This window comes from Mucilaginibacter sp. SJ (assembly GCF_028993635.1).
In the GTDB taxonomy this organism is placed as follows: Bacteria; Bacteroidota; Bacteroidia; order Sphingobacteriales; family Sphingobacteriaceae; genus Mucilaginibacter.
Genome location: NZ_CP118631.1, coordinates 252,495 through 278,008, shown reverse-complemented (window position 1 = coordinate 278,008; position 25,514 = coordinate 252,495). Strand labels below are relative to the sequence as shown.

At 44.2% G+C, this 25,514-nt stretch carries 14 protein-coding genes; 2 read left to right on the top strand and 12 right to left on the bottom strand.

From position 1 onward, the window contains the following. Positions 1–41 precede the first annotated feature (41 nt). On the top strand, positions 42–4,388 hold the full coding sequence (locus MusilaSJ_RS01030) for a CusA/CzcA family heavy metal efflux RND transporter (protein WP_274988223.1): 4,347 nt from the start codon (positions 42–44) through the stop codon (positions 4,386–4,388). Between the two features lie 2 nt (positions 4,389–4,390). Further along, positions 4,391–5,548 (top strand): efflux RND transporter periplasmic adaptor subunit, encoded by a 1,158-nt coding sequence (locus MusilaSJ_RS01025; RefSeq protein ID WP_274988222.1) that lies wholly within the window; start codon positions 4,391–4,393, stop codon positions 5,546–5,548. 195 nt (positions 5,549–5,743) lie between these two features. On the opposite strand, the gene MusilaSJ_RS01020 is transcribed toward MusilaSJ_RS01025, so the two are convergent. From MusilaSJ_RS01020 to MusilaSJ_RS00965, 12 genes are all read right to left on the bottom strand, one after another. Then, positions 5,744–6,556 (bottom strand): PKD domain-containing protein, encoded by an 813-nt coding sequence (locus tag MusilaSJ_RS01020; protein WP_274988221.1) that lies wholly within the window; start codon positions 6,554–6,556, stop codon positions 5,744–5,746. Between the two features lie 35 nt (positions 6,557–6,591). Continuing rightward, the gene (locus tag MusilaSJ_RS01015) at positions 6,592–8,046 is read right to left on the bottom strand and encodes a PA14 domain-containing protein (RefSeq protein ID WP_274988220.1); all 1,455 of its coding nucleotides are present in this window, start codon (positions 8,044–8,046) and stop codon (positions 6,592–6,594) included. Positions 8,047–8,054: 8 nt separating this feature from the next. Further along, complete coding sequence (locus MusilaSJ_RS01010; RefSeq protein ID WP_274988219.1) at positions 8,055–9,755, bottom strand: alkaline phosphatase family protein; 1,701 nt, start codon at positions 9,753–9,755, stop codon at positions 8,055–8,057. Positions 9,756–9,785: 30 nt separating this feature from the next. Then, positions 9,786–11,396 (bottom strand): DUF5008 domain-containing protein, encoded by a 1,611-nt coding sequence (locus MusilaSJ_RS01005; RefSeq protein WP_274988218.1) that lies wholly within the window; start codon positions 11,394–11,396, stop codon positions 9,786–9,788. Positions 11,397–11,438: 42 nt separating this feature from the next. Then, entirely contained in the window at positions 11,439–12,161 is a 723-nt protein-coding gene (locus MusilaSJ_RS01000; protein ID WP_274988217.1) for a class I SAM-dependent methyltransferase, read from the bottom strand. Positions 12,162–12,190: 29 nt separating this feature from the next. Continuing rightward, positions 12,191–13,714 (bottom strand): RagB/SusD family nutrient uptake outer membrane protein, encoded by a 1,524-nt coding sequence (locus tag MusilaSJ_RS00995; RefSeq protein WP_274988216.1) that lies wholly within the window; start codon positions 13,712–13,714, stop codon positions 12,191–12,193. 11 nt (positions 13,715–13,725) lie between these two features. Further along, on the bottom strand, positions 13,726–16,872 hold the full coding sequence (locus MusilaSJ_RS00990; protein ID WP_274988215.1) for a SusC/RagA family TonB-linked outer membrane protein: 3,147 nt from the start codon (positions 16,870–16,872) through the stop codon (positions 13,726–13,728). A 20-nt stretch (positions 16,873–16,892) separates the two neighbouring features. After that, positions 16,893–17,981, bottom strand: a complete 1,089-nt coding sequence (locus MusilaSJ_RS00985; protein ID WP_274988214.1) for a DUF5007 domain-containing protein — start codon at positions 17,979–17,981, stop codon at positions 16,893–16,895. 45 nt (positions 17,982–18,026) lie between these two features. Further along, entirely contained in the window at positions 18,027–19,136 is a 1,110-nt protein-coding gene (locus tag MusilaSJ_RS00980; protein ID WP_274988213.1) for a fasciclin domain-containing protein, read from the bottom strand. A gap of 11 nt (positions 19,137–19,147) precedes the next feature. Further along, on the bottom strand, positions 19,148–20,656 hold the full coding sequence (locus MusilaSJ_RS00975) for a RagB/SusD family nutrient uptake outer membrane protein (RefSeq protein WP_274988212.1): 1,509 nt from the start codon (positions 20,654–20,656) through the stop codon (positions 19,148–19,150). A gap of 34 nt (positions 20,657–20,690) precedes the next feature. Continuing rightward, positions 20,691–23,699 (bottom strand): SusC/RagA family TonB-linked outer membrane protein, encoded by a 3,009-nt coding sequence (locus tag MusilaSJ_RS00970; protein WP_274988211.1) that lies wholly within the window; start codon positions 23,697–23,699, stop codon positions 20,691–20,693. Between the two features lie 1,195 nt (positions 23,700–24,894). Further along, the gene (locus tag MusilaSJ_RS00965) at positions 24,895–25,356 is read right to left on the bottom strand and encodes a DUF3659 domain-containing protein (RefSeq protein WP_274988210.1); all 462 of its coding nucleotides are present in this window, start codon (positions 25,354–25,356) and stop codon (positions 24,895–24,897) included. Positions 25,357–25,514 lie beyond the last annotated feature (158 nt).

The window sequence follows — 25,514 nt, the reverse complement described above, 5'->3', positions numbered from 1 at the left end:
TGGTTGCTTATTGTCTTTTATCAACAGTAGAAATTCATTTCATGCTTAACAGAATTATTGAGTTTTCCGTAAGAAATAAACTTATCGTTGCTCTATTTATATTGGGGCTAATCGTATTGGGTGTCGCCGAAGTCCGCAAGCTGCCTATAGACGCCGTACCGGATATTACTGATAACCAGGTGCAGATCATCACACGTTCCCCGTCACTGGGAGCTCCCGATGTGGAACGCCTCATATCTTTTCCTATAGAACAAAGCTGCCGTAATATCCCTGATATTAAAGAAATCCGCAGCTTTTCCCGCTTTGGCTTGTCTCAAGTAACTATCGTGTTTAAAGACAAAGCCGATATTTACTGGGCACGCCAGCAGATCAGCGAACGCCTGCAAACTATCGCCAACGAGATACCTGCCACATTCGGCAAACCCGAAATGGCCCCGGTGACTACCGGCCTCGGCGAAATTTACCAATACTCGGTACGGGCCAAAGCCGGATACGAAAATAAATACGATGCGATGCAATTGCGTACAATTCAGGACTGGATCGTGCGCCCGCAATTGTTAGGTGTAGAAGGCGTGGCCGATGTGGCCAGCTTCGGCGGCTACCTGAAGCAGTACGAGATCGCCGTGAACCCTAACCGCCTAAAGTCTTATAATGTCACCCTCACTGACGTATACAATGCCGTTCAAAAGAACAACAGCAATACAGGCGGCGCTTATATTGAGCGCGGCCCTGCTATACTCTTCATCCGAAGCGAGGGCCTCGTAGCTACACTGGATGACATCGGCCGGATCGTTGTCAAAAACCTGGCCGACGGCACACCGCTGCTCATTCGTGATGTGGCAGAAGTAAAACTGGATCATGCAGCCCGTTACGGCGCAATGACCTGGAACGGCCGCCAGCAGGTGGCCGGCGCGGTGGTTATGATGCTGAAAGGCGCGAACAGTAATAAAGTGATCGCGGGCGTGAAAGAAAGGGTAAATGTGATCCGTAAGTCGCTGCCGGAAGGTGTGATGATCGACCCATTTTTGGACCGGACCAAAATGGTGAACAACGCCATTAAAACGGTGGAGCATAACCTGATCGAAGGTATGGTCATTGTGCTCATCGTCCTGATCATTTTCCTGGGCAACCTGCGCGCCGGCTTACTGGTTGCCTCGGTAATTCCCCTCGCTATGCTGATCGCGGTCATCCTGATGAACCTATTCGGCGTATCGGGTAACCTGATGAGCCTGGGGGCGCTCGATTTCGGGCTGATCGTGGACGGGACCGTAATTATTGTTGAGGCTATTATGCACGAGGTACACGTCAAAAAAAGAAAACAGATCAGTCCTTCGGAGATGGATGAAGAAGTAGTGACTGTTTCTACCAGGATGCGTAACGCGGCAGTATTTGGCGAACTCATTATTCTGATCGTTTATATTCCTATATTCACGCTTCAGGGTATCGAGGGCAAGATGTTCAAACCGATGGCGCAAACGGTGGCCTTTGCACTGATCGGGGCATTTGTGCTTTCGCTAACCTATGTGCCGGTAATGAGCAGCCTGTTTTTGAGCCGGAAATCAGACAATGAGTTCAACTGGTCCGACCAGATGATCGCTTTCTTTCAACGGCATTATCACCGGGCGCTGGAGCGTGCCGTCTGTATGCCAAAAACGATTATTGCGGTTGCAGCGGTATTGTTCGTGATCTCCGTATTTACCCTCACCAGGCTGGGCGGTGAGTTTATCCCCAAACTGGAAGAAGGGGATTATGCAGTGGAAACACGGGTATTGACCGGCAGCAGCCTGCAAACATCTGTCAATGCGGTATCACAGGCATCCAAAATTTTATTAAAGAAATTCCCCGAAGTGCAGGAGGTTGTTGGTAAAACAGGCAGCAGCGAGATACCGACAGATCCAATGCCCATCGATGCCAGCGACATGATGGTCATTTTAAAAGATAAAAACGAATGGCAGTCTGCCGAAAGCTTTGATGACCTGACGGAAAAAATGTCTAAAGAACTGGAAGCCATTCCCGGTGTAACCTTTGGTTTCCAATACCCGGTGCAGATGCGCTTTAATGAGTTAATGACCGGTGCACGCCAGGATGTAGTTTGTAAAATATTTGGTGAGAACCTGGATACACTGGCGCTATTTGCCCGCAAACTGGGCAGCATCGCCCAATCCGTAAAAGGTTCGAGGGGGATCTATGTAGAATCTGTGACCGGTATGCCGCAAATTGTCGTGCGCTACAATCGTGCGGCTATTGCTCAATACGGGCTCAACATTGCAGATGTAAACCAGGTGGTGAACACCGCATTTGCAGGCGGTGTTGCCGGTATAGTTTATGACGGGCAGAAACGCTTTGACCTGGTAGTGCGTTTAGCAGGCGACCAGCGTAAACAATTGAGCGATGTACAGAACTTGCTCATACCGGCACCTTCCGGCAATCAAATTCCTTTGCAGCAGGTAGCGGCGGTAAAGATTGAGCAAGGCCCCAATCAGATCCAGCGTGAAGACGCTCAGCGACGTATTATTGTTGGCTTTAACGTGGCCGGGCGCGATGTGCAAAGCATGGTGGAGGAATTACAGCAAAAGGCAGGCGCCCAACTGAAGTTGCCGCCAGGTTACCAGGTTACTTATGGCGGTGCATTTGAAAACCTGAATGCAGCCAAAGCGAGGCTTAGCATTGCAGTACCGGTATCCTTACTGCTTATCCTGCTCATGCTGTACCTGGCTTTCGGTTCGGTCAAACAAGGCCTGCTTATTTTTTCGGCCGTACCATTATCCGCCATTGGGGGTGTGCTTGCCTTAGTATTGCGGGGAATGCCCTTCAGCATCAGCGCGGGCGTAGGCTTTATCGCGCTGTTCGGCGTGGCTGTACTCAATGGCCTTGTGTTAATTTCCGAGTTCAATCGTTTAAAAGCTTCGGGAATGACGGATATTAAAAAGATCGTATTTGAAGGCACAACGCTCAGATTGCGCCCGGTTTTAATGACGGCAAGCGTTGCTTCGCTCGGTTTTCTGCCAATGGCGCTGAGCAACGGTTCGGGGGCCGAAGTGCAAAGGCCCCTGGCTACCGTTGTAATCGGCGGCCTCGTTACGGCAACTTTCCTGACACTTTTCGTGCTCCCCATCCTCTATATGCTCGTCGAGAAACGGGCCTTACGTAAGTTATCTATAAAAATACCGTTCATCCTGCTAATCAGCGCGGTGTGCCTGTTCGCCGGCAATAGCCAGGCGCAAACCCCGGTAACGCTCAAAGCCGCACTGGATACCGCTATGAAAAACAACCTGGGCCTTAAAAGCGAACGGTTGAACGCCGCTTACCTGAAACAAAACATAGGTACAGCGGTCACTCTCCCCAAAACGCAACTGAACGGCGAATACGGCAATATTAACAGCGCTTATTATGATAACCGTTTGTCGGTTGTTCAGTCGGTCAGTTTTCCAGGCCTGTACACCCGGCAAAAGTCATTGCTCAATGAGGAATATAAAGCCGGACAATTGAACGTAGCTTTGCGGGAAAATGAATTGAGGCGAGCAGTAGCAGCGACATTTTACCAGGTGCTTTACCTTAAGCAGAAGCAGCAGTTGCTCATCACCGCCGACAGTATTTACACACTGTTCCTGAAAAATGCTAAACTACGGTTTGAAAAAGGCGAAAGCAATATCCTGGAAAAGACCACTGCCGAAAGCCAGCGCGGCCAGATCCTGAGGCAGACCGAAATGGTGAACGCTGACCTTTCCGAAGCATTAGTGAAGTTCAGAATACTTTTAAATACGGTTGCTGATTTAGAACCAACTTCAGATAACTTTCGCTTGCCATTACCGGTTACTGCCGATACCTCCCTATCCGCACATCCGCAGTTACAATATCTGAACCAGCAACAGCAAGTATCCAAAGCGCAAACGCAAGTGGAAAAAGCAAAGTTGCTACCTGACCTAAACTTTGGTTATTACAACCAAAGCTTTCGGGGTACGCAGGATGTGAACGGCAACAGCCGTTTTTATACCGGCAGCGACCGTTTTTCATCGGTGCAGGTGGGTATTGCCGTACCCATCTTCGGTGGTGCGCAGCGTAACCGTGTCAGCGCGGCGCGTATTCAGGAGCAAAAAGCCCAGGTTGATTACCAGGCCGGAGTGCAGGAGTTCCAAAGCCGTTACCGGCAGGCAGCAGCCGAGTTGGACAAATACCGCAGGCTGGCCGACTATGACGAGCATATTAACCTGCCTAATGCCAAAACCATCCTGAATACCGCTCACCAGCAATTTATTGCCGGGCAGATCAATTACCTGGAATATACGCTGCTCATTAACCAGGCTATGACACTTCGTAATGATTATATCGAGGCGGTAAACAGCCTGAATCAAACCATCATCTATATCAATGCTCTGAAAAACAAATAATCATGAACAAATCCATCAAAACCCCGATATATGCCTTAACCTGTTTCCTGCTGCTCTCTGCCTGCGGGGGTAAGCCCGGGCAAACCAATACTGATAGTACTAAAAAGAAGCCCGCTTTGAATGCTAATTCGGTTACCTTAACCGAAGTCCAGGCCAAAAACGCGGGACTGGATACCGGCCGGGCGCAAATGCGTTTAATGGCAGGCACTCTACGCGTGACCGGTGTGATCGATGTACCGCCGCAGAACCTGGTGAGCATCAGCTTCCCGATGGGTGGCTATCTCAAATCCACCAAGCTTCTGCCGGGTATGCATGTGGCCAAAGGAGAAACCATCGCAGTGATGGAAGATCAGCAGTTCATCCAATTGCAGCAGGATTACCTGACTGCCCAAGCCCGGCTCATCGCTGCCGAAAAAGAATACAACCGCCAGCGCGACCTCAACCAAAGCAAGGCCAGCAGCGACAAAGTATTTGAGCAGGCGCAGGCCGATTACCAAAGTCAGAAAGTGCTGGTCAGTGCATTATCTCAGAAACTACGCCTGATCGGGTTGAACCCGGAACGGTTGAGCGACGGAAATATCACACGCAGCGCCAATATCTATTCGCCCATCAATGGTTTTGTCAGCAAGGTGAATGTCAATATCGGCAAATATGTAAACCCCACCGATGTGCTGTTTGAGATCGTGAACCCATCCGATATCCACCTGGCTTTAGACGTATTTGAAAAGGATGTCAACCAGTTGCATGCCGGTCAACGTGTCACTGCCTGGATGAACAGCAAACCGGATCAGCAATACGAGGCAAAAATCGTACTCATCGGTAAAGACTTGGGCGGCGACCGCAAGACTGTGGTGCATTGTCACCTTGAAAAATACGACCAGAGCCTGATCCCCGGCACTTTCATGAATGCCGAAATTGAGGTAGAATCTGGCGAGGGCTTAACGCTACCGGAGGAAGCGGTGGTTAATTTTGAGAATAAATATTATGTATTTCGTGTAAAAAGCAAAAATATTTATGAAATGCAGGAGGTTAAGACCGGCCTGAACGAGGAAGGCTACGTACAGTTAGCGGATGAAAACCTGAAAGGTGTACCCGTGGTGACTAAAGGCGCTTACAGCCTGCTTATGAAATTAAAGAACACCGGAGATGAAGAAGAATAGCCTTGGGTTTTGCCGAATCGGTTAGGACATGGAGAGACTGAACATTCGCGGACTTTACATGACCGAAATCCCCTCAGGAATAAGCCCGGATACTACACTCCCGGGCCTTATTCCTTAAAAACTGTTGACCGGGCGAATGAACTTACGTAACATCAGATCGAACATTCCATGGATCATTCTTACAAACAACCAATTTTATGGCTGCTTTTTATTAACCGTCCACTCAGCCATCTGGAAGTCACGACTGCCATTATTGGTCTTAATGCTTATCCTATAAAATTTATAAGCTACATTGTTATTAAAGTGATATAGGATGCGCTGAAAGCGGTTGGCAAAAACTTCGTTGTTCTTGCTGTGCAGGTTTATCCAGCGTATACCGTCCTCAGAACCCTGGAGGATCCATCCTTTTGGGTCACGATCAGGTGAGTCATTTGCCGATGTCATAGTATATGCTCCTGCAACGGCAGGTGTTTTAAGCTCATATTTCATCACCAGGTCGCCGGAGAACCCCGATTGGAAAAATTTGGTATTCGGATCGCCGTCAACTACTTTTAGTGACCCCTCGTTTGCATTTGGGCCGCCGCCATTATCGCGTGATACAGTCAATGTACCGCCTATGGTAGCAAAGTAACTTTCACCAACCTTGGTGCGGTCAAAATTAGGGTCGGCAACGTTCAATATTATTTCCCGGGCAGCTGAGTACCCCTGTGAATTTCTGGCCGTTAATGTTACGTGATATAAGCCATCAAAGGCATACCTGTGCTTCGGTGCTTTTTCTGCCGATGTGCTATCGTCGCCAAATTGCCACAGAATATCTTTATAATTGATGGACGTACTGGTGAACTGATAGCTTAAAAAATCAACGCTATCTGTTCGGGCTACCGTGAAACCGGCGATGGGTTTGGGCTCATCCGGTTCGGGCTGGGGCGCTGGTTTGTCTTTTTTACACCCGGCAAGCAACAGGGCTACTGTTGAAAATACCGATATAATATGCAATATTTTTTTCATGTCCTTAATTTTTATTGATCAATTAGCAAACAGGCTTAAGGGGCGGGAAATAATTGGCTTTGCGGTATTATCCTTCTTCCATTGATACCTGCAGATGGCACCTCAAAAGTTAAACGGGCACGCTGGCCACCCACGTTTTCACGATGATCGGCTTCTATTTTATAACGTTTACCGCGCTCCAGGAATATTTTGGCGGTACGGCTATCCTTATCCCACTCGGTAGTGAAATCATTAATAATGGCCTTGCCGTCTATATATAATCTTGATCCGTCGTCCCATTCGTTCTGCCAGAACACGTATTCACCCCGAACGGGTGCAAGGAACTCGCCAGTCCACCTGGTCGAAAAATTATCATGACTTATGCCAGGTATAGCAGCTTGCCAAACCCCGTCATTAGGCCAATCAATAGTGGGTTCTATTTGTACCAGATCGGGCTTTCTGCCATCAAAATCAAGTAGTTGGTTATTCGAAAAGTATTCTGCTTTTAAACCTGTTCCATTGCCGGTGATGTAAGAGTTATTATCAAGATTAACCTCCGGCTGCACCAAAACTATCAGTTTGCTGTTTGTGGGATGCAGGATGTGTTTTGACGGATTGGCCAAACTCACCACAAAACCAAAACGTTTATTGGCAACTATATTGGCATCAAAAACAGGCCATCCTATTGATAAGCGTATCACTGCGGTACTTGCATTGGAGTTTACCCGGACCAGGGTATCAATAGAAAACTGATCGGGATTAAGCGCGATGGTGTTATCTGGCAGCACTTTTTTACTTACCAAATCGGCAATCGTGTCCATATTTAATTTCACATGAACATTAAATGCACCGGCCGGTACACCCGCCAGGTTTATGGTTAATGGAATGGTAATGCCTGCCGGTGACGTTGTATAGTTTTTTTGATAATCAACATCCATAATACCTCCGCCATTTAAAAGCGACACATAATGAATATCACTTTCTTTAATAAGCTTTTTGGTATCAAGCACCACCAGGATATTTGATTGCGATCCTTTGACCTGGTTGCCCTTGCCGGGATCGGTAAGCTTAAATGCAAAAGCTACGTTTTTACCATAATTAGCCTCAATGGCCGATAATCTGACACTGGCAACCGAAGTCGCGGTATCTGCTCCGAATGCTACATTGATCACGCCGTCGTAATCAATTGCACCGGCGGGCAATATTACCGTATTTTTAAGGCTGCCATTTGCTATTAGTTTAGTTACGGTATCATTATTAAGCGTTATACCTACCTGGAATGCTTTAGTTGCCGGTCCTGATAAGGATATTTTAAATGGAACTTTAACTATTTCGTTACCTGCTGTTGCATCACCAGTATTGGCTCCCGCGCCGGAGATGTCCCTGTCTGTATTCTGAATTGGTTTCAGTTCATCAAGATCATTTTGCCTGCAGGCTCCCGCTATCAGAACAATTAATCCGATAAACAAAACATATCTGTATTTTTTCATCATCAAATAATTTAGTATCATGGTTAAATTTACTGATCAAGCCACACGCGGCCGTCAAGGCCCCAGGCCTGCCTGTTAGGTATTCTGAACCAGTTTATTATCTGTGCGGGGATATCTGCCGTTTGCGGAACAAACATGGCCAGCGCCCCCGCGGGGGGTGGGCAGATCAGATCATTAAAATCTTCCCATTGATAGCTGCCTTTTAATTGAAAGTCGCGGGCCTGCGGGCCAACATCCCTGATCTTGTCGCCCTGGCCATCTGTACCCGGCCAGTAGGCCGCCAGAAAAGTATAGTAAGGATGACCTTCGCTAATGGATGTTTCGCAGGCGTAATTTCCAATCACGGCATCGGGTACGTCGACCTTGAAAAATCTGATGTCGGTTACATACACATCAGGTGTACCATGCCCGTTACCGTTTAAATAACCCAGTTTTAGCGGGCTGTTGTTGGCCAAACTACCGGATGCTGTTATTTCCAACTCATTGTTAAAAACTCCGTCGGTGTAGGTTCTGATATATCGCTTGCCTGCACGTATCTCGCACTTAACCGAAAGATTTTGCCATCTGCCTTTTTGCAGGTCGCCGCCGCGGCACTGGTGATAATCGCCATCCTTAGTCCCCCGGTATTCAAAATACCAGTAAGCATCTTCCAGATAAATCACCCAGCCAACACCCGGATGACCTGCCGACCATTGCGCTCTTTTTCCGAGAATACTTGGCCAAAAGAATTTATCCTCATTCTTCTTAACTTTTAGCTCGATGGTGAACTTCGTAGTATCATCGATGTTAAAGATATCAGCTGTATCAATTTCTGCTCTGATACCAGTATCCCTCAAACGTACTGTGCGCCCCAAATACCTGTTGCCTGTAAATGGTTTACCTATTACCCTTTGTTTATATTTTGGATTGTAATAAATGGTAAAGGTGTTGGCGGCGGCGTTACTGAAGACTGTGTTATCATTCTCGTTAACCGGGATATTGAATTTACCACCACCGCTCGACGCAATCACTATCAGCCAATCTTCATTGGCATAATTTTTTCTTTTTTTCAGGGCATTAACAATCTCACCTACATATCCGTCAAATTTTTCAATAGAAGCTTTATACTGCGGCTTCGAATTATCGAACCCATACCTGGCGCCAGCCTCTTTGATATCATTAAAATGGCCAACTATCAATTGTGCCGTGTCGGTATTCAGGTCATTAACTACAGCCGTTTTAATTTGCTCATCAGTACTATACAACTCGCTTACGGCAGCACCCTGTGTTAACTTATTTTTAAAAATAGCCGAGGAAGAAAAAGAAACGATTTTGGCATTCGGCCTTTCTTCTTTTATCCTTTCAAAAAACACAGGATAAGTTGCCAGGTTGTTGCCGGCAAAATCATCCGACAAGATCTTGTGCTTTTCTTTTTTTACGCCGGTTAGCATATTGGCCCAGTTGCTTACATCGCGGGTTGAATCCGGATCACTTAAGGCAACCCAACTGTAAATTGAACCGGGCAATAATGCTTTAATATTAGGCACATTGGCGCTATTTACCGATGAGCCCCGTGCCCCGTCAACAATCAGGTACAAAACCTTACGTTCGCCGGATGTTGCTTTGGCCGTATCTGTATAGTTCTTATCGGGCAGCGTGCGCACAAAATCTTTATTACATGATATTGTCGCGATAGCCAATGCACAAATAATTGAAAAAATGATCTGTTTGTATTTTTTCCTGTTCTGCATTTCTTTATAGATTATAAGTTCAATTAAAATTTATTCGATGGTAACGCGTATGATATTACTTACCTGAGTATTATCAAAACGGTCAAAACCGCCAATCAGCAATAACGCCCGCTTTCCATCAGTAGATTTGGTTTCAATGATATCAGACAATGTACCTGAAAATGGTCCGGTTGTATTATAGCTTCCGGCAAGTTCACCTTTGGTATTTAATACCATAAAACCATTGCGGGTAACGTTATTATACTTTTTAAAGCTGCCGCTTACTACTACCAGTCCATCATTAAGCTGGCGGGCAAAACCAGGATACCCTCCCTCAAATGTTTTAGCCACAAAAGTTTGATCAAGACTACCATCCAGGTTAAGCAGCGCCATGCTGATGGCCGGTTTGCCATCGTATGTTCTGAAGATCCCTGTTATCAGGTATTTTTTGGTTACAGGGTTGTATGTTAGGGATGAGATACTGTTGTCGGTACCTGTACCTGTTTTAAATGAAGCGTCAATTGTGCCATCGGAGCTTAAACGAACCAGTCGGCCGGCTGTTTTTTGGTCAAATGTGGTAAAACTTCCAAACAGCACCAGTTTCTCCAATTGATCGGCGTCGGTATGCATATAGGAGTCAACAGGACCATTTGCCGAAGGCTGGCCTTTATTGGTTGCTATGTTAAAACGATATGTTTTGTCGAGTGTCCCATCCGGGTTAAAACGAGCGATTTGCCTTATCTCCGTACTATCAAGAATCACCGTATCGCGACTAAAATCATGATTATGCTCAGTATAAACCCTGCGTACATAATATCTGAAATTTCCGGTTGCAAGTATTTTGTTCTGATGCTTATATATTTTACTTATATACTCATTAGTGCCGCCGTTAAACTTCGGAAAATATTTGGTCGTATCTGTTTGAGACGGACGCCTGTAGGTTTTTACGCCAATAGTATCAATACTGCCATCAACATTTAAACTGGTAATATTGCTGATGTTTTCTGTTCGCTGATTGTAACCGCTAAAGCCCCCTGCGATGATGTATTTTCCACCAAGCTCAATAACCCTTGATAATGATCCGTTTGCTGCTTTACCCGTGCGGAAAGTGCGGTCAAACTCACCATCAGCCGATGTTCTTACAATGCGGTTGAGCGGGGTAATGATCCCTTTATTATCATAATTGGTAAACCAGCCCAGTACCAGGTTCCGGCCATCGGCAAGGGGATACACCTGGTTTACAAAATTATTTGCTCCGGCTGTGGCCCTAAAGGATGGATCGATATTAATTAATCCGGATACCTTAAATACCGGCCCAAGCACCAACTGATCGTCAATAGCGATTGAGGTAATACCTGTGCTGCCAAAAGGTGGAACTTTCACTTTAATGGTTGATTCCGTTACTTCGGTAACCTGACCCGGTTCGCCGTTGAACATGAACTTTATTTTATCCTTATAAGGAATCAGTCCGGTAGCTTTGAACGTTACCTCGGTACCTACCGCCCCGATTGCCGGTACAGGTACCGCGTCGCGACTTAGGATAACACCCAATGGTGGCTTTCCATCCCCATATGGATCGGAATAAATTGTTTTATCCTTCTTACATGCTTCTATTATGAGTAAAAGCAGGATAAACATGATGATATGGTTAATTCTTCTCATATTTCAATTCGTTACTATTGAAAGAATATCGTTTACAATGTTTTAATTGGATGGATGAAGGCCTGCGAAATATATTTCCTGGTAAAAGTCATCCCGGTTAAACCCAAAGTAGGCCTCGTTATACTGCAGGGTATGCACTATGCCGTTCTTAGGTTTAATATCCGATGAGGAAACATTATTACGAAAAACTGCGTTTTGTGCATTATTAATGTCGTAGATATAGCTAATTACCAGTGTACGCGGGCCAATATATTTGATGTTATTGGCGTCGCCATATATTACACCAATGTTCACCACGTCTCCGCTGTAAGCGTAGTAAAGTGCACCCGGATACTGATTTTGCAGGTTGATATCTATCTGTGGGTAATCTTTAAGCCGGTTAATGCCCTTGAACATATACCTTTGCAGGTACTTTCTCCATATAGCAGAATCGATATCCGATAACTTTTTCACTGTATCACGACCTGCATCAAACAAAAATTTATTTAAAGAGCCCCTGATTTTGTTGTTACCTATGGTTCTTTTGATCACATCATCATCGGGCGCAAAAAAGGTAAAATCACTTTTGCGGAATGTCTCTTCCATGCCTGCCAGTTTTACGATCTGGGCGATGGTATCAAAAGGCACCGCTTTGTCTTGCAAATATTGAAGCATATCGGCAGGATAATCGGCCTGGGCTTTACCTCCGTCTTTATAATACTCGTCGCGTTTACAGCCGGCGAGCACCAGTAAAAACCCGGCAAAAACAATAATTATATTTTTCATATTTCTTATCATTACTTTTTAGGAAAAGGTTAATTACCTCCGTTAACCCAATACATGTTTAATGTCATGAAGGGGTTATTAGCCAACGCGTTACTGTTGATCGGCCATGTCCAGGCACCCCGGTTAAATTTATCCAGCGTCAATACGTTATATGACCACTCGCTGTTCATAATTCTGCGGGTACGCACAAGGTCAAAGTAATGGTGCCCCTCGCCCATCAGTTCCCGCGATCTTTCCAGGAAAATAAAATCCTTAAGGTCCTGCCCCCCACCTCCGGTATAGCGTGATGCTTCGGCCCGGTCCCTTACCTTATTCAGCAGGGCAATAGCCTGATCATCCTGACCCAGTTCGGCCAGTGCTTCTGCACAGAGTAGTATTTCACCTGCATACCTGAATATCATAAAGGTGTTGTCGGGATTGGCATCCTCCTCGCCGGTTGCAAATGAGTTTTGAGCAAATTTCAGCATCATGAACTTTCCGTTATCGGCGTAGATGTCTGAGTTAAACCAGATTGTAGCGCGCTTGTCAGACGCGCCTGAATATAGTTTTTGCATATACTCGGCCCTGAAATAGGCGAAGCTTATACGGTGCGTATATTCCGGCCTTTTATATGGATAATGCAGAAACATATCGCCAATAGGGGCAACATTGGTGTTCTGATCGCCATAGTTTATACTGCGATAAAACTCAAACAAACTCTCGTCCGACCGGCCTTTGATAACCGTAGCCCATTCATTGATGGGTAGCATCCTGTAGGCATTGCTTTTAATCAATTCCTGCCCAAGGTCGGCAGTTTCCTGGTAGTACTTGGTTGCATTGGGTTTGTCGAAACCGGCATTCCACATGTTCATGTTCATGATAAGCGCGATAACGCTGCCCCTGCTTGCACGTACCCCTTTTAAAGCAGGATCAGAATAAGTCCAAGGCAAACCGTCCTTATATTTTTTAAGGTCAGCGATGCTTTTGTTTAAAACAGATACCATGTTTTCGCGCGGTAAAGCTGTTGAATGGTAAGCATCGGTATAATAAGGTACGTCGCCATAAAGCCTTACCATAAAGAAGTATGCAAGCCCGCGTATAAAAGCCGCTTCGCCCTCAAACTGCTTTTTTTCGCTGTCTGATACGCCGGGTACGCCTGCTTCCAATTTCGAGATGAGGATGTTGGCACTTTGTATTACCTGGTAATAACCTGTCCAGTCGGTAATGCGGTAAAAGTTGTAAAAATTCCAGGGCGGATTGCCGTTGATAAGCCCAAGCAGGTCATTCCGGCCTAACACCTCGACATATGCCCGTGCCGGCCCATTATCTGCCTGAGGTTCAGATAAAACCTCTCCCGAACGGTATTCGCCCGTAGCACCAATAAAATGCGTTTCATTGATCTTGCCAAAAAATGTTCTTGACATATCATAAATATTGGCCACCACGTCATCTTTCGATTGGTAAAAGTTATTCCCTGTTAGTTTATCAATGGGTTGTACGTTCAGAAACTTTTTACAGGCTGGTAAACACAAGCTTGCTGCCGCTGCTAAAATGTATATAACACTTTTTTTCATGATCTTGAGTTTTATTTACTTGTATTGAGTTCAATGTTTAAACCTAAATTATAAGTGCGCGGTACCGGGTACCCGCTTGATATATCCCGGCCCAGAGAGGTTACGTTTTCGGGGTTGGGACCATTATATCCCGAAAACGTGATCAGGTTATTGGTTGAGAAATAAACCCTTACGTTATTGAACCCAAACCGTCGTACAAACTTTCTGTCAAACATGTAGGAAAGCGTAACCGTATTGATCTTCAGGTATGACCCTTCTTCCTGCCATAAACTTTGGTCCGAACGGAGAGGCCTGATCTGGTTGAACCTTGAAAATGAATAGGGATTAGGATATTTGGATTGGTCGCCCGGGTTGCGCCATATATCCAGGTCATCCAGCGGAACGGCTGCCAGCAGGGCATAAGGATCACGCATGATGGATAAGCGATCGGACAGTGCGTTATTTAAAATTGTTCTCTTGGCGGTATAAGTGGCATAAACATTTAATCCAAAATTTTTATAGTTGATATTTGTCGATACCCCACCCGTTATTAAGGGCTGTGAGTTACCGGTTATTTCATAATCCCGGTCATCAAGGATATAGTCGCCGTTAACATCTTTAAACCTCGGGTCGCCTCCTTTGAAAGCGAGGCCACTGGTTTGATATTTTTTACCGGTTACAGGATCCACCGGTACATCGGCATCCGTTGAATAAACGCCCTGGTTAACCAGCAGGTAGTTTGACAATGTATTTTTACCCACCCTGAAAACAATGTGCTGATAGTTATTATAATCAAATTTGATGTATTGTCCGTTGTATTCGGCAGGTAACCTCAATAGGTAATCGCGATTAATAGCACCGTTAAATGACACCGTCCAGTTAAAATCCTTGGCGGTTAAAGGCCTCAACGTTACCATCAGCTCATACCCATAATCGGCAATGGATACATCATTACTTGACTTTTTCTGAAAACCTGTACTATTAGGTAAAAACCTGTCAAACAACAAGTTATCAACCTTTTTGTAATAAGTATCAAAACTCAGGTCGACTTTACCCTGCAAAATCGTCATATCAAACCCAAGATTATACTGCGTAGTAGTAGTTGGTTTTAATGTTGGATTAGGTATAAATTCATAATTAATACCGATGGTTGGATTGTTATTGAAATTGCCATTCAGGTTATATAAGCCGTAAATACTTTGCAAACTGCCAGTTGGTACGATATTTTGTCCCCAGGTTAACCTTAAACCTCCTGAAGTGAGCCAATCCCAATTTTTAAACCAATTTTCCTTGTAATAATTCCACCTGAAACCGGCTGCAGGATTTTTGGAATACGGATTCTCTAAGCCATTTGAGGATGTACCATCTAAGCGGTAAGATAACTCCAATACATACTTCTTTTTATAATCGTAGTTAAAGGAGCCTGCAAATGAGGCGATGGTGGCATTTTTAAAGTTTGACAATACACCTCCGCCTCTTGAGTTATACGGGTCGGACCCTACAGGCCCCTGCAATTGATCATTAGGTATACGGTTTTGCCTGATGATACCGCTTTGGCCGCCTTGTTTATATATTTCATTAAAAGTATTAATGAATATGGTATGATCGGCGCTGAATGTTTTGGCATAAGTAAGCGCGTTACGGTTGTATAACGTGAAATTACGGCCCTCATAATCATATACCTGCGCAAACTGGGCATTTGCAGCTGCGGGAGTGAAGGTTGATTCGGCATCTGAGGTATAATCATAACTGATGCTTGAGGATAGCGCCAGCCCCGGGATAAACTCATAACGACCATCAATATTGGTACGGATATTTCTTGTACTGTTACTATTCTGCGTTTGTAAAGCTGATGTTACGCCATCTGGTGAAAGATAAAATGAAGGAGGCGGCAGCAGTGTAGATGCCTGACCGTTCGAGGCCACTCCTTGTTGCAGTAAGCCCACACCATTACCCTTAGCCTGGCTTCCCAACGAACCGAACAATGAGCCAAAGAACCTGAATTTATCATTCGGTTTAAACTCCATGTTCATATTCAGGTTATACCTGTCGAAACCTGTATTTTTGATTACGCCTTTTTCCGAATAAAGCCCCATGTTCACTTTGTAATTAAAGCGGTCGTTGCCTCCGTCTAAGGCTACGTTATGGCTTTGGTTATGCGTTGTACCATAAAAAATGGACTGCCAGTTTGTTGAGTTGTTCCAATATGCGTTCAAACTATCAGCCAGGAAACCAGTTTGCCCCAATTTCCTTAGCTCATCAATAATTGTTGCATTGGATAATATTTGCTGAATTTTTGCCCGGCGTTCGGAATTACCACCCAGCGTAGCGCGGAGCTGTGGAGTGGCGTTAACGAAGAAGTTGCCGGTGTACCTTACGCGGGGTACTTTAGAGTTTCCACGCTTGGTGGTTATGATGATTACACCATAAGCACCTCTTGATCCATACATGGAGGTTGCCTGTGCATCCTTCATGACCTGTATACTCTGGATATCCTCTACCGGTATCAATGATAAAGGACTCACGCCCGGCCCCTGGGTTTGAAAACCGAATTCAGCCGCCTTATCTGCGTCCAATGGCACCCCGTCAATGATATACAGGGGAGATGTAGGTTGCAGGAACGATTCACTACCACTGCCCGATACACTCAGGGTTGATAAACCACGCACCTGAACCGAGCCCCTGAAACCGGGAGCGCCGGTATTGTTTTGAATATTTAACCCGGCTACTTTACCTTGCAGCAGGCTTTCAACGTTTGACGTAGGTACGTCCTGGATATCCTTTTGAGTTATCGTGACCGAAGCACCCGGTGTTGTTTCTTTATTCCTGTTCTGGTAGGCTACAATGATTACCTCATTAAGTCCTTTCTTGTCCTCAGTTAGCGCTACTGCTATATTCTTCTGCCCGGGTTCAAGTTTTACTTTCTCGGTAACAAAGCCTACAAACGTAAAAGTAAGTGTGCTGTTAGCCGGTATATTAACGGTAAACTTTCCCTTATAATCGGTTTGCGTCAGGCCTTTACTGCCCATATATATATTTACACCGGGTAAAATTTTATTGGTAGCTTTTTCAACCACCGTACCGGTAACCGTTATATTTTGTGCTTGTGCATGAACATCTGCACAGAGTAAGATCGTGCAAACAGCAAGCACTATATAAAATAGTATGTGTTTTCTCATGGTGATAAGTTTTAATTCGGTTATTCGTCTTCAAACTTTGGATTATCCTTCAAAAAATGGAACACTATCTCCCAGTCGCCTTTTTTGTATATGGCGAAATCTATCCCGAAGCTTGCCACTACCCTACCACCGCCAAAACCAATTCGCGAATATTTAAATTCGGCATGGTCCCTGGTTCCTCCGGGTGCATAAACAGTTGGGATTTCCACTAAAGGAATAGGATATGCAACATCGTATTGTACATAGGTTGCAGTTTTTTGCATGTTAAATCCGTGTACTATTTTATCCCAGGTAGTTTCATTCAATAAGGCCGGATTCATCTCTACTGAGTCTTTGTTCAGGAACTTGAACCTTAACGAATTTCCCGTACCGCCGGTAAACGGGCGGATATAAACCACCACATCCTTTTTATCGTCATTACTCTGCAGCGGAATGTCGGTAACTTCGCCTATCACCCCATTTAAAAATGGCCTGATGTAGTTTCGGCTGGCCGGATTATAAGGCGTTTTGGGATGAGGCGCAGGCAGGCCGGAGTAAATGTTAAAATCATCAGAAGGCTCATAAGGGCGCTCGCGGAATGGGCGTACCTGCAGGTCGCGAATTATAGTACTGCCACCCGTGTTGGTTATTTTTATGTCAAAATAGCGCGTATCCTGAGGGAAATTGGTACTATCAGACGGTCTGGGCTTGATCAGGTCATTATTAGAAGAAGCCCACATAATGAACTCGCCCGATGAGCGCACTTCAAATAAGGGGTGATCTTCCAGCTTGCGTTTTGCCTCTATCTCGGCCAGGCTCTTTTCAAGCCCGTTATAGGGCGCTGTCCATACGTAGGTTGGTCTTTTTTGAAAAAGATCTGTTAGGGGTTTACCGTCACCAAAACGCGCGTTGATGATCTCAAACTTTAACGGCTGGGTTGAGTTGTCTCCATTAAACCCGCCCATCAAAGTGGTTCGGCCTAAAATCGGTTCAAAAACTTTATTGCTGTAGTTTACATTCGAACTCAGATAATCTTTTTCATCCGGAATTCCATACATCTTTTTACAGCTACTAAGCGCAGCTGCAACAAACAGCAGAGCCATAGATCCCATTTTTATGAATGTTTGCATCTCTTTTCGTTTTTTTATCGCATCTATGTTTTGATATTCCATAGCTTATTTCACTTTATTGATGGTCCATTCGGCCAGTTGAAAAAGGCCTCCGTCACGCAACTCGGAAATATCTACCCTGTAAAATTTATAAGCGGTAGTGTTGGAGCACCTGAAAACTTTAGTCTGGTATCGTTCTTCAAAGAAGAAGTTGCTCCGACGATCTAACTCAGTCCAGGTTTTGCCGTCATTTGAACCTTCATAAGTCCATGCCCTGGGATCACGCTCAGGGGCGTCATTGGCAGATGTGAGCGTGTAAACCCCTGATACGGCAGGTTCATTTAGTTCAAACTGCATCCATAACCGTCCCTGAAGATCAGCCAGGAACTTGGTATGGTCATCGCCGTCAATTACTTTTTTAGAGCCTTCGCCATTATCCGGACCGCCATTATTATCTCTCAAAACTGTAAGCTTGCCGCCAATGAGGGTCATCAGGTTTGGCGGTGGCGGAACAAAGGTTAATCGGGATACAAATTCATCAAAACCGAAAATATGATCGGGGCTCAGCACATGAACAATGCCATTTTTGGTGCTAATATTATTAGAACCGGTTGTAGTGGTTGACCAGTTTCTGATAAACTTGCTGCGCTTGGTATTGCTAAATTCAATGACGTCGGGGCCCCCTCCGGCAAGCCCAGAGGCTGATATTTTAGAAACCTTGCCATGCATAGGATATCCGAAACGTACACTGGAAAGATCAAGCCCATCCTGCAGCAGCAGGGAATCGGTTGTGCGTTTCCCCCTGATAATGTAGTATGAAACCATGGTGTCCAGCTGTACACCATCAATTTTTGCCAAAAACAGCGGATCTTTGTCGCCTTGTCTTCTTAATGTATTCAGGTTATTAATTGCCAGCTGAAAGCTTGGGTTGGTAACGGCAAAAAGGGTAACATTGCTGTCCATGAGCGTTTGCTGCAGGCCCATCCGGTTTATTACCGCCAGTAACGAATCATATACACCGGGCTTGCTTTTCAAATATTCATAGGTATTACCCGCAAATTTTGAGTTGGTGCCTGTAGCGTCATGATAGCCGCCATCCTTTTTGCAGGCGGTTTGCAACAGGGCAGCAACCAACACCGGCGTTAAGGCACTCATATATTTTTTTAACTTTTTCATATATGGTCAGTTTATTTCCAAAATGGGTTTTGGGTTAACAGGTTATTTTGAGCGATGAGCTTGCGTGATACCGGCCAATAGATCCCCTGCGAATTGATGAGTTTGATGAATGCCGGGTTGTTTTGCTTGATCTTGTTGTATCGTACCAGGTCATACCAGCGGTGCCCTTCGCCCATCAATTCGCGATGGCGCTCCTTGAATATCAGTTCGATAATATCCTGGTTGCTGTCGATTGTGATCTCCGACATCCCCCGCCGGGCCATGATGGAAGTTACTTCGGCTATCGCCCCGTTTACATCCCCTAAAACGGCCAGCGCCTCGGCCCGGAGTAACACGATATCCTCTATCCTTGTAAAGATCAAAGCACTGGTGAAGTATCGGAAGTTAGGATCAGAAACGCCCCCCAGTATCACTTTTATTTTGCTAAAAATCGGGTACTTGCCATTGATATTGGTGAAATATCTTTCGGAACGGGGCTGACCAAGCGTATCTATACTAAAGCGCTCATCCTTGGGCATGTCAAATATTTTCAGGATAGTATCCTTAGGCATGTAGATATCCGGCACTTTTTTATTCACCACAGGTTCGGCCAGGGTTAACTCTTCCAGATGGCCTGTTACCGATCCGTCAATATGGCCCCAGTCAGAGTTAAAACCAAACATCTGGCTGGTGTTTTTATTGAAAAAGAACCCATTTGATTTGGTCAGATCTTCTGTGCTTTGAAAATTGATGCCGCTTTTACCATAATTATCTTCAACAAACTTGGTATAGGTAGCTACATCGGTATAGTTACCCTGCCAGGCGGCCAAATGAGCCAGGACCGCATAGGCTGAGTTCTTTGTGGCTAAAGCACCTCCCCAGCGGGTTGCATCCTCATTATAATAATTGCCGGGCTGCTGCACGTCGTTGTTACTGTATACAAATGGCAGATCGGCTGCGGCCTTAAGCATTTCCTGCTGCGCCCAGACTAATATTTTACTGCCGCTTTCGCGGGGCTGATTTTCAAACTTGCCATCGTGGGATGCGGTAATGAATGGTACATCTCCCCAAATCCTTACCATATAGAAATAGGTAAAGGCCCTTAAAAAACGTACCTGGGCAACATCAACTATCAAATAGTTTTCTGTATAGCGCTTATCGGCGGCTTTTACATCGCCAATACGTTCAAGGAAGATATTCGCAGCATTAACTATGGCGTAAAATCTCGTCCAGTCGCTCAAGGCGTCAACAGTTGGGTATGAGGCGTTGAGCTGATTGCTTGCAATTGCTTTCAGGTCCTGCCGGTTCGGGCTAATAAATTCGCCTGTACGTACATCGCCATAAAGCCAGTGACCATCGTTGTCAGATAAGGCTGCACGGGTAAGTGCATACACTCCTAATAAGCCTGCACGTGCATCTTCGAGCTTATTCCACATGTTTTTTTCGCCCACAACCCTTGTTGAATCAATATCCAGGGTTTTATTACAGCTTGTCATTGCCGCAGTAAACAGGATCAGGACGATACATAATGTCTTTTTCATTTTTACAACATGATTTTTGTGATCGTTTTTCATATCATAATTCCATTTTTACACCCAGGGTATATGTTCGTGGTATAGGCAGGCCATAACCTGTATCGTAGCCATCGTAATTCACCAACTCAGGGTCCTGACCGGTATAAGGGGTTATGGTGAACACATTATTTGCCGTGGCATATACATAGAACCTGGTTAACTTGATTTTTTTTAAGCGCATAGCTTTGGTAAGGTCATATCCAATGGAAACTGTCCTTAATTTCAGGAATGAAGCATTTTCAAGAAAAAGGTCCTGATCAACACGATATGGGATAACAGTACTCCATGGGTTATACAACGGGTATTTGCCGTAGTCTCCGCGCTTTTCCCAAAATGTGATCTCTTTAACAGAGTTTACATCACTGTTACCTTCCCGGTTAATAAAATCAAACCGGTTGGCCATTTCCTGGTGTATAAGGTCGCGCCCCAGGTTGAAGTAGAGATTGATATTTAAATTCCAATTGCCATATCTGAAATTATTATCATATCCGCCCGAAATTTTTGGTAATGTATGCCCCTTTAATACCTTGTCATTATTGTCAATCACATTATCGCCATTGATATCACGCCATCTGGGATCGCCTGCGTGCAAGGCGATCCCATTGTATTTAAGTGGCTGCCCATTTACAACGGGTATTTCGCTTTCCGCTTTATAAATACCATCATTTACCAGTAACCAATACTGATCAACCGGGCTCCCTACCTTTAAAAGCCTGTTATCAATAATGATCTGATTTAAGCCCCTTGGCAATGCTTTGAGCTTATTGACATTATGATTTAGATTCAAAGAAGATGTCCATCCAAATTTTGTGTTCCGGATGATATTGGCAGATACAGATACATCTATACCGGTATTATTTACAGCCATACCGCTCTCAATCGACTGCTTATACCCATATTCGGCAAAAGCGGGAATACCTATCAGCAAATTCTTTTCCTGTTTCAGGTACCAATCAACCGAAAGGTGCAAACGGTTATTAAGGAAACCGGCATCTGTGCCTATATTAAGCTGATTGGAATACGACCATGGTATGCCATAACCGATCCAACCGGTAGAGTAAGGCCTGGTAAGCACACCAAAAGCGTTATAGCCAGGCACGGTTAAGTTACCGGTATACCCTACCGATGCTGTATACTGAGGCCCCTGCGCATAGTTGTCAAAGGCATTAAGACGGCCTAACCTACCTGCACTTGCGCGTAAAATAAGATCGTTTATGAAAGCGCTATTATCTAATACCTCCTTCTTAATGTTCCAGGCTGCAGATAATACCGGCGAATAGAACCACCGGCTGGTAGGCTGTGCATTTGATGATCCGTCAGCACGTACCGTTGCAGACAGGAAGTATTTTTCTTTGAATGAATAATCCGTTTTTGCATAAAACGAAACCAGGTTGTGCTTGATCTTATCTAAAAAACGATAGGTCAATTCGCGGGGGAAGGCTGTTGAATTGAGATAGTTAGGGTTATCAGACCCGTCCGGGTTTTTCGGGTTTGAATCCAGGAGGTTTATCTTAATATAGTCATTCACCCCTTTGTACGCATAGGCGTTACTATACTTATAAATGTCCCATTGCGTTGATTGCCCCAGTTCAAAATGGAAATCGTTCACTTTATTTACTGTCAGATCATAGGTTGCCCTGTTATCTGCCATTATTCTCTGGCTAAAGCCAAAGTAATTGGAAGCGTAACTGTTGCCCTGTAAAAGCGTGCGCGCATAAAACACGTCGCGGTACCCTTCATTATAATCTACATTAAAAGTGGTTACGAATTTAAATTTTCCCAGATCGATGCCTATTTTGGCATAGCCGTCAACGATATTTGTTTTGTTATTATCAAAACCTTTTTTGTATTGCGCCAGGTAATCGGCATAAAAATCTTTATTAGGCGGCAATGGAGCACTGAGATCTGGAAAATAGTTGATCTGGGCAAACCTGTCGCGGAGATATCTGTTTCGTTGCCGCTCAATCCGGTTGGCATTTACCATTGCCGAAAAAAGGAGCCATTTGATAGGTTTCATATTGATATTGAACATGGCGCTATATCGGTTTAGCACTGTTCCATCAGCAATACCATTATTCTTCAGATCACCTAATGAGAAACGGAAGTTAGCACGATCTGTCCCCCCGGAAATACCGAAGTTAATACCATAAACTGCCGCATTTCGATAGTAAAGATCGCTCCAATCAGATTTCCCGCTATAAACATTGTTTAATGAATCGCTCAGGTAGATGGGATAGTTCTCATCATCAGAGTATCTGCCATTGGTTGTATAAAGATCATAAAAGCGCTGCCTGAAAGCATTTTCATATTTGCCGTTTATAGTGGTTACATGCGGCCGTTGTGCCAAACCTATATACGAATCAAAAGTGATGCTTTTGGCGGCAATAGGGGTTTTTGAGGTTAAAACGATAACACCATTAACAGCACGAGGCCCATAAACCGCCGTGGCAGACAGATCCTTTAACACCTCAACCGAGGCTATATTATTCATGTCGATACCAGCAAATGGGTTGGTGGCTGTTCCCATCCTGTTATAATTATACAGTTGTATATCATATGCAAACGGATGTTCAGTTACCAGTGGAATACCATCCAGTACAACCAGTGGCTGTGATTGGTAAACATCTCTCGGAGAAAGAAGCGGCATGGGCGCCCCTCTCATAAACATATTTTGAACGGTACCGGGTTCGCCCGAAGGTTCCTGCACGTACAGCCCCGCAAATTGCCCTTTTAACAATTGCTGCAGGGAAACAGCCGGGAATTTGGACAGATCATAAGGCTTTTTGGTAACACTATCTGCCAGCTTATTATAAAGGGTATGCTTTATAATAATATTTATGCTATCTTTTAATAACGAATCTTTTGCCGTTGTATCCTTACGGATATAGGTTTTATAAAAAACAGAACGTTTTACTTTGCTTTTTTTACCCTCATTCCCCTTAGCTAAGCCTGTAAGTGCATTTGTGGTTATTGCTGCTAAAACCACAAAGCACAGCCATAAGTATCGCATAATGAATGGATCTTTTAGATTGTAAAATAATTTTTGATTTAACGGGCCATGTGCTTTTATGCCTGCAAACGAGTTATGCAGATGACATGCACCTTTAGATTAGGTAGAATGTAATTCTTTTTCCATAGCGTTGATTTACAAGCGAAAAGAACAGAAATCAAAAATAACCGGCAGGAATATTTTTGATAGCGGCGCATAGTTATACACCCCCAGGTTTGCCATCAAAAATGACCATACCCAAGCGTTCTTTTCACTTTTGGTGATTAGGTTAATTAATAAAATTTTTGATACCTAAAATCTCAACAAGAGATTTTTTCGAAGGATCAACCCTGTCAGATGATGGGCTTCTGAAAGATGTGGTACAGGTAAATCATGTTTTTCATGTCAGTGATATTGGTTAATTTAATGATTACATAAATCTCAAAACAAGCAGTTCAGGTAGCTTAAACGATTAAGTAATAAAGTATTTTTCACAATTGGTTTTAACAAATATAATTAAGAAAAACGTTTTACCAAGTAATATCAAAAAAATAATAAATTTTTATTATTTCAAATAGCAGCAATCGATCCCTATTGAAAAAATGACAAAAAAAGTAACAAAAATTTTAAGTTTTTTTACAAAATATCAATAAACACACCCGGTAAAATCCTGATAAAATGTTAAAAGGCCATGCTCCAACCATTTAAAATCAGTCATAAAATGTAAGAATTACATTTTTAGTTAGGCGCTACAACCTGCACCTTATATTTTTGTCCTGGCAATCGGTCTTTCCCTCTCTTTGTTTTCCATATTGCTTGTTCACTTTCTGCTAATTAAGTCCTTCAGGATATAAACTGCACACCGCTTCCGGCATCGCCGTCATTTACCTTTGGAAATATCAAAACGAGGGGAGATTTGGCCGGACACCGGATATCCGCTGGTACACCAATCAAAAGCTTTCTGTCCTGATTAGATCGGGAAATTCATAGCTACAGGAATAGCATGACAAAAAATTATTCAATTAAATAAAACCCAACCAAAAGATGAAGTTATTGTAACGGAATTATATCACCTTATTTTGTCCGCTCTAAAGACAGCTGCAACCGCAACATGTTAAGCAGATGATGGCGGGACGCCACCGCCAGGATGAAAGCGATGATCAGCAGCTTTAAATTAGCAAATAGAAAAGGGAGTATGTTTTGATACTCCCTTTAATTAATGCAGCGGGTGTGGCGTATTTTTCTTTTTCAGCCAGAAACAATGCGCTGCGCACGCATGCAGCTTATAATTTTTGTGGGTCGTGCCAAGGTTATGTCCTGCAGGATCAAGGATTTCGCATTCTTCGGCGTCTTTATCCTTAACTTTAAGCACGGTTTCACCCTCATTATTAAAATAAAACCCATCTTTCCTGGCTTTGCCAAGTTTGTTGCCCTTAGCATCGATTACGTTACCGTCTCGGTCAATAAAATAAACCTTGTTGCCCTGGGCGTCTTTTACGATATCATCTTTGCTGATATACCCGAGCAGCGTACCGCCGTGGTCATGGATTTCACCTTTTTTATTAATATGAATTTCGCTGGCAGGAACACTCTTAGGTTCTGTTTGCGCAAATGCAGGCGCACTATTCCATAATAGCGCAGCTGTAATAGACAAAATAGTTGTGATTAGTTTTTTCATGATTGTTTTTTAGCCAAAGTAAAAGCATTTAAAAAAGCAAATCATTGATCATCAGCATGGAAAAAAGTAATGGTTATCATTTATTGCAAGGATGGTTTATCCTATGTTTGAAACACACTCGATCCCAAAAAAACATAAAAAGAAAAGGAAATTCTATA